This is a genomic window from Caloramator sp. ALD01 (assembly GCF_000472625.1).
GTDB classification, from domain to species: domain Bacteria; phylum Bacillota; class Clostridia; order Clostridiales; family Caloramatoraceae; genus Thermobrachium; species Thermobrachium proteoclasticum.
In genome coordinates, this window is the sequence record NZ_AXAA01000051.1 from 1 (window position 1) to 7,130 (window position 7,130).

Below are 7,130 nucleotides of genomic sequence, written 5' to 3' on the forward strand. Positions count from 1 at the left end.
AAATAACAAATTCTTTAATGCCTAAATCTATACCTACTTTTTTATCTATTTTAGGTAATTCTTTAATTTCTTCTTCTACAAGTATAGAAGCATAATATTTGCCTGTTGGTGTTTTTGATATAGTTACAGATTTAATTTTTCCTTCAAATTGTCTGTGTTGTTTTATTTTTATTTTTGTCTTTAACTTTNGAATTTTTAGATAACCACCTTCAAGTGTTACTGTTCCATTTTGATTATTTGTAGTATAAGACTGGTAACCTTTCTTTTTCTTGAACTTTGGAAATCCTATTTTTTTATCTCTAAAGAAATTTTTATATGCTTTTTCTAAATTAAGTTGTGCATTGGCAAGTGCAAGACTATCTACTTCTTTTAGAAAAGAATATTCTTTTTTATATTNTGCAGGTGTATTGTTTAGCATTTCTCCTGTTTGNTTATAATGTTCTATTTTGTCATGNAGCATTTTGTTNTATATAAATCTTACNCAACCAAATACNTTANCAAAATANTCTTCTTGTTCTTTTGTNGGATATATNCTATATTTATAAGCCTTTAGCAAANTTACACATCCTTCCCTTGCTTTTCTATATATTTTTCAATTACTTCAATTGACACCCCACCTGTTGTAAGTAAACAGTAACTTCTTGACCAAAAATATTCTTTCCATAATTGCTCTTTTATTTTAGGATATTCTTTCTTTATCAATCTTGATGAAGCACTTTTATATGCATTTATAAACTTAGACAACTCTGTATTAGGATGTGCTTTGAATAATATATGGATATGGTCTTTATTATGGTTCCATTCTTGTAATGTGATATTATAATTATCCTGTATCTTTTCAAATATTTCTTTTAGTCTATTCGATATATTATCATCAATAATTTTTCTTCTATATTTAGTTACCAAAACAAGATGATAATACAACAAGAATACTGAATGATTATTATTGTCTAAATCCATTATATTACAGAACCTCCTTCCTATAATACTGATTATATCATAAAGGAAGAATGTGTCAAACAACATTCATCACCCACTTATAGAAGTGGGCGACTTCTGTTACTTTTTAGTTAAAAACTTTTATGTATTATAAAAAGGATCGGGCTGTTGAAAAAATTATATATTGATTAGCCCCATGAAGGATTTCTTAGGCATACCTTCATTTCACTAAGCAATTATAAGCTTTTCTTTATTTGAAAAAGTCCTACCCTCGCGATGCCATCATCCTGATGGCCGCTCGGCTCGGCACGTCCTGTGCCGAATTACGGACTTTTTCAAAGTCGAAAAGCAACAATTGCTAAAGCTCATGAAAGAGCCTATTGAAATCCTTTCATGGGGCATTTTCATAATGTAGCTATCAATTAGGTTTGTCAATAATCTAAAGGATGGCTAATTGCCATCCTTTTACTCAAATATCTTACTAACAGATAAATCCTCATATATCCTCTTTATCGCCTCTGCAAAAACAGGAGCAACTGATAATACCTTAATATTATCAAGCATCTTATCTTCAGTTAAAGGAATTGTATTTAATACAACAAGTTCCTTTATTGCTGAATTTTTAATTCTCTCAACAGCCGGACCTGATAGCACAGCATGTGTACAACAAGCATATACTTCCTTTGCACCTAAATCTGCTAATGCATTTGCTGCATTAGTAATTGTACCTGCAGTATCTATCATATCATCAACAAGTATTGCTACCTTACCCTTTACATCTCCAATTACATTCATTATTTCTGAAACATTAGCCTTCGGTCTTCTCTTATCTATTATAGCAATAGGAGCATGTAGTCTATCTGCAAACTTTCTTGCTCTTGTTACACTGCCTAAATCAGGTGAAACTACAACTACTTCATCTTCATTTAGATTAAAATCTTGGAAATACTTTGATAGTATTGGTACACCAAGAAGGTGATCAACAGGTATATTAAAATATCCTTGAATTTGTGCAGCGTGTAAGTCCATAGTTAAAACTCTATCTGCACCAGCTGCTGTTAATAGGTCTGCCACAAGCTTTGCTGTAATTGGATCTCTTGCCTTTGCCTTTCTATCTTGTCTTGCATATCCATAGTAAGGAATAACAGCAGTAATTCTACCAGCAGAAGCTCTCTTAAAAGCATCCATCATTATCAAAAGTTCCATTAAATTATCATTTACTGGAGCACAAGTTGATTGAACAACAAATACATCTGCTCCTCTAACTGTTTCATTAATATCTACTGATATTTCCCCATCACTAAATCTTCCAACATTTGAATTTCCAACACTTACACCAACGATGTCTGCTATTTCCTTCGCAAGGTTAGGATGAGAATTTCCAGTAAATATTTTGATATTTTTACCGTGTGTAATCATAAAAACGCCTCCTATGCTATTTTTTCCATATACCCTTCTTTTCAAGCCAGCCTTCCTTATTTACCTGCTTTGCTCTTGCAATAGCAAGTGCTCCACTTGGTACATCTTCTGTAATAGTTGAGCCAGCAGCAATATAAGCATTTTCTTCAACTGTAACAGGAGCTACTAAATTAGTGTTGCAACCAATAAATGCATTGTCCTTTACTATAGTCTTGTGTTTGTTTGTTCCATCATAATTTACTACAACTGTACCACATCCAAAATTACATCCACGTCCTACTTCAGCATCTCCTATATATGTTAGGTGAGATACCTTTGTATCATCGCCTATTTTTGACTTTTTGATTTCAACAAAATCACCTATTTTAACATTCTTTCCTATTTCACTCTCTGGTCTTATATATGCAAATGGTCCGACAGATGTATTATCGTGAACAATACTATCCAAAACAACTGAGCTTTGAACTTCAACTCCATTATGTATTTTTGAATTTACTATTCTTGAATTAGGCCCTATTATACATCCTTCTCCTATTTCAGTATTTCCTTCAATTACACAGCCTGGATACACAATAGTATCTCTACCTATCTTAACCTCTGCATCTATGTATGCATTATTTGGGTCTATAAATGTAACCCCCTCATCCATAAGCCTTTTAACTATTCTTCTTCTCATAACCTCACTTGCTTCTGCAAGTTGAACTCTTGAGTTTACACCCATAAACTCTGTAAAATCAACTTTATATGCTCCAACACTATGTCCTTGTCTTTTTAATATCTCAATAACATCTGTTAAATAATATTCCCCTTGTGCATTATTATTATCTAATTTATTAAGAGATTCTAATAATAATTTTATATCAAAACAATATATGCCTGAATTTACTTCTTTTACTTTTAGTTCTTCCTCACTTGCATCCTTATGTTCAACTATCTTTTCAATATTACCATTTTGGTCTCTTACGATTCTTCCAAATCCTGCTGGATTATCAACATCACCTGTAAGCACTGTTACCTTATAGCCACCATTTATGTGAAACTCAAAGACATTCTTAATTGTCTCTGCAGTTATTAAAGGTGCATCGCCTGCAAGAACTATAACAGTTCCTTCTTTATCCTTTAAAAAGTCACTGCAGCACATAACCGCGTGTCCTGTTCCAAGTTGTCTATCCTGATAAGCCGTTTTGATGTTTTCATTTAGACTTGCTCTAACCACTTCTGATTTATGTCCAATAACAACTATGTAATCATCAACATCTGCACCCTTTAGGGCATCAATAACGTGAAACAGCATAGGTTTCCCACAAACCCTATGAAGTACTTTAGGCAGATTAGATTTCATTCTTTTTCCTTCGCCTGCTGCTAATATCAAACCATAACAGTTATTCATAATAGCACCTCATCCTTAAAATATTAAATTATAATACCTATTTTATTATAGTCTAAATACTAAATTTATTCAATTAAAATAGCTCAAAAAAGCTGAAATGAGCAATATTTGTAATATTCTTAAAAAAAATAAAAAGGAAGCTAAATGCTTCCCCTTTATTATTGTTCTTCTGCGTTTTCTACACTATCCTTAGCCTTTTCGTATTCTGCTAAAATTGCTTGCTGGATTTTTTCCCTTGTTTCTGAATTGATTGGATGTGCTATGTCCTTAAATTGTCCGTCTGGAGTTTTTCTGCTTGGCATAGCAATAAAAAGTCCATTTTGTCCTTCAATAACCTTGATGTCGTGAACAACAAGTTCATTGTCGAATGTTACTGAAACAATAGCCTTCATCTTTCCTTCGTTTGTAATTTTTCTTACTCTTACATCAGTAACCTTCATAAATTCACCACCTTCCAAGTTGCTTAATTAATAGTATTCTACATATTTTTAAAAAATCCTGCTAAATTAAATAATATTTTTTGAATTTTTTAATTATTTGTTGTTGGATAGATTTTTATTTTTCCATTCTCCTCATCTACCATATCTAAAGTCAATAAAGAAATATAATCGGATACAAGCTTTTTATCAGCGGATGCTTCTACTAATACACCAATTCCTACAAGTTCACAATCAAATTCCTTAAGAAGCTCAACAATTCCATTGGCTGTTCCTCCAGCCTTCATAAAATCATCTATGAAGATGCATCTACTTCCCTTTTTTAGTGCCCTTTTGCCTAAACTCATCCTCTGTATTTTTTTAGAGGAACCCGTAACATAATTTATACTAACAGATGAACCCTCAGTAACCCCAACCTCACGTCTTGCAATAACAAGTGGTTTGTTTAATGCATTTGCCGTCATAAGTGCAATTGGGATACCTTTTGTTTCAACTGTTACCACATAATCTACATTTTTATCAATAAAATAGGCAGCAAGTATCGTTCCTACCTTTGAAGAAATATCAGGTGAAAATACTATATCATTCATATATATATATCCACCCTTTATTATTCTGTCTGGAGAACTTAATTTTTCACAAAGTTCATTGAGAAATTCACTTTTTAATTTTTCACTTAACCCTGGTGTGTATTTTACTCCACCTGCTGCACCAGATAAAGTTTCTATCTTACCACAACCTAAATATTCAACCACCTTCTTTGCCAGCGAAATATCTTCACTTAAAGTTGAACGTGCTGAACCAAAAAAATCTGAGAAATACCCTAAACTAAATACCTTATTAGGGTTATCTGATAAAATTTTTATAATTGCTGCTACTCTTTCTTTTCTTTGTAATTTATCCAAATTACCACTTCCCATCCATTCTTTTATATTTTTGTCATTGTTTAATTTTTTTATACATATATTTTAAATTAGGTTATTTTATATTCTGTTTTAAATTAATTGTAGATTATTTAAAAAATTATTTCAATAAAATATAATAATTCATTCTATACTTGTATTATGATATAATCATTTTGTCAATAATCATAATAAATAATTTCAGGAGTGATATTATGGTAAAAATATTAGATGAACAAATTAACAAAATCCATTTTATTGGAATTGGTGGAATAAGTATGAGTGCTTTGGCAGAAATTATGCTAAACCAAGGTTGCATAGTTTCTGGTTCCGATAGAAGCTCTTCTAAACTTACTGAAAAGCTGAAAAACAAAGGTGCAACTATATATATTGGTCATTCTGCAGATAATATTACTGATCAACAATTAGTAGTTTATACTGCAGCCATTCCTAAGGACAATCCTGAATTATTAGAGGCAATAAAAAGAAACATACCTATTATGGATAGAGCTGAATTTTTAGGTCTTGTTATGAAAAAATATAAAAACAGCATAGCAGTATCAGGAACCCACGGCAAAACAACAACTACATCAATGATTTCCTTGATTCTCTACAGAGCACATCTTGACCCTACAATAATGATAGGTGGAGAACTTGATGCTATTGGAGGAAATTTAAGGATTGGAGACAGCGAATACTTCATAACAGAAGCCTGCGAATATAAAGGAAGCTTTCTTCAATTTTATCCTAAGATAGGAATTATACTCAATATCGATGCAGATCACCTTGACTATTATAAAGATATAGAAGAAATAAGCCAAACCTTTGTTAAGTTTTCAAAAAATATTGCAAAGGATGGAATTCTAATTGGATATGCAGAGGATAAAAGGGTAAAACAAATACTTCAATCATCTGGTGTACAAATCCTATCCTATGGGATAGATGAGGGAACATTAAGAGCATCAAATATAAGCTATAACGAGAGAGGATGTGCAGAATTTGATGTTGTTAAAAACAATGAAATATTAGGAAGGATTAGGCTAAATGTTCCTGGTAAACACAACATCCTAAACTCCCTTGCTGCTATATGTTGTACACTATCCCTTGGAATTGATTTTGAAACTATAAAGGATAGTCTATATGAATTTACTGGTACTCATAGACGTTTTGAAAAAAAAGGAGTTAAAAATGGTATTACAGTTATTGATGATTATGCACATCATCCAACTGAAATTAAGGCTACTATACAGGCTGCAAAAAATTATCCTCATAAAAAACTATATTGTATATTCCAACCCCATACTTATACAAGAACCCTAACTTTGTTTGATGAATTTTCAAAGGCCTTTAATGGTGTAGATAAGTTGATACTAACGGATATATACGCTGCTCGTGAAAAGGATTTAGGACTTGTTAATTCAAAAATGTTAGCTGATGCTGTTAAAAATAATGGAGTTGATGTAATATATATAAAGGAATTTGAAGAAATAATTAAATATATTGAGAAAAATCTTTCAGATGGTGATGTAGTAATTACAATGGGTGCTGGGGATGTTTATAAAATTGGGGAGGAGTTTTTAAAGGGATAAGTTTAAGCTCAACTTTAAGTTGAGCTTTTTATTTAAATATAAAATAAAAAAAGGATTGCTTCTGCAATCCTTTTTTGGTCGGGGTGACAGGGATTGAACCTGCGACCTCATGGTCCCAAACCACGCGCGCTCCCATCTGCGCCACACCCCGAAGACACAATTTATTATATATTATTTTTTTTACTTTGGCAAGTGTTTTTTTAAAAAATCAGAGATTTCGCAGTAAAATTCCAGTAGAATTTTTATTTTTACTGAAATTATATCTTATTACATCTTATTGAAGAAATGGTATTCCGCCATCCCTGTAGATTATAAAAATAGTTATAACTCCCCCTACCCCAAGAAATTTAAATAATTAATTTCCAATTTTATTGTTGCATTAAGTTTTTTCAAATACTGGGTTATTCCAGGTATCTTCTATTGTAAATCTCTCATCTCTTATATCCTCAATAAT

At 31.7% G+C, this 7,130-nt stretch carries 7 protein-coding genes and 1 tRNA gene; 1 reads left to right on the top strand and 7 read right to left on the bottom strand.

The features are described from left to right. The 6 genes from A3M9_RS13920 to purR form a co-directional block, all read right to left on the bottom strand. The coding region (locus tag A3M9_RS13920) for an RNA-guided endonuclease TnpB family protein (protein ID WP_035166643.1) at positions 1 to 556 on the bottom strand (556 nt) is incomplete at its 3' end. A 2-nt stretch (positions 557 to 558) separates the two neighbouring features. Further along, a complete protein-coding gene (gene tnpA / locus A3M9_RS0111810) occupies positions 559 to 960 on the bottom strand; it encodes an IS200/IS605 family transposase (RefSeq protein ID WP_027309377.1) in 402 nt (133 codons plus the stop codon). Between the two features lie 444 nt (positions 961 to 1,404). Then, the gene (locus tag A3M9_RS0111815) at positions 1,405 to 2,358 is read right to left on the bottom strand and encodes a ribose-phosphate diphosphokinase (protein ID WP_027309378.1); all 954 of its coding nucleotides are present in this window, start codon (positions 2,356 to 2,358) and stop codon (positions 1,405 to 1,407) included. Positions 2,359 to 2,374: 16 nt separating this feature from the next. Continuing rightward, on the bottom strand, positions 2,375 to 3,748 hold the full coding sequence (gene glmU / locus A3M9_RS0111820) for a bifunctional UDP-N-acetylglucosamine diphosphorylase/glucosamine-1-phosphate N-acetyltransferase GlmU (RefSeq protein ID WP_027309379.1): 1,374 nt from the start codon (positions 3,746 to 3,748) through the stop codon (positions 2,375 to 2,377). A 158-nt stretch (positions 3,749 to 3,906) separates the two neighbouring features. Next, the gene (spoVG, locus tag A3M9_RS0111825) at positions 3,907 to 4,188 is read right to left on the bottom strand and encodes a septation regulator SpoVG (protein ID WP_027309380.1); all 282 of its coding nucleotides are present in this window, start codon (positions 4,186 to 4,188) and stop codon (positions 3,907 to 3,909) included. Between the two features lie 89 nt (positions 4,189 to 4,277). Then, a complete protein-coding gene (gene purR, locus A3M9_RS0111830; protein ID WP_027309381.1) occupies positions 4,278 to 5,090 on the bottom strand; it encodes a pur operon repressor in 813 nt (270 codons plus the stop codon). Positions 5,091 to 5,302: 212 nt separating this feature from the next. On the opposite strand from purR, the gene murC reads away from it, so the two are divergent. After that, the gene (gene murC / locus A3M9_RS0111835; RefSeq protein ID WP_027309382.1) at positions 5,303 to 6,676 is read left to right on the top strand and encodes a UDP-N-acetylmuramate--L-alanine ligase; all 1,374 of its coding nucleotides are present in this window, start codon (positions 5,303 to 5,305) and stop codon (positions 6,674 to 6,676) included. 75 nt (positions 6,677 to 6,751) lie between these two features. On the opposite strand, the gene A3M9_RS0111840 is transcribed toward murC, so the two are convergent. After that, positions 6,752 to 6,827 (bottom strand) — tRNA-Pro (locus tag A3M9_RS0111840). Positions 6,828 to 7,130 lie beyond the last annotated feature (303 nt).

Excerpts from the sequence above, each read along its gene's own strand:
- glmU (WP_027309379.1), bottom strand. The coding sequence starts at position 3,748 with ATGAATAACTGTTATGGTTTGATATTAGCAGCAGGCGAAGGAAAAAGA.
- spoVG (WP_027309380.1), bottom strand. The coding sequence starts at position 4,188 with ATGAAGGTTACTGATGTAAGAGTAAGAAAAATTACAAACGAAGGAAAG.
- tnpA (WP_027309377.1), bottom strand. The coding sequence starts at position 960 with ATGGATTTAGACAATAATAATCATTCAGTATTCTTGTTGTATTATCAT.
- murC (WP_027309382.1), top strand. The coding sequence starts at position 5,303 with ATGGTAAAAATATTAGATGAACAAATTAACAAAATCCATTTTATTGGA.
- A3M9_RS0111815 (WP_027309378.1), bottom strand. The coding sequence starts at position 2,358 with ATGATTACACACGGTAAAAATATCAAAATATTTACTGGAAATTCTCAT.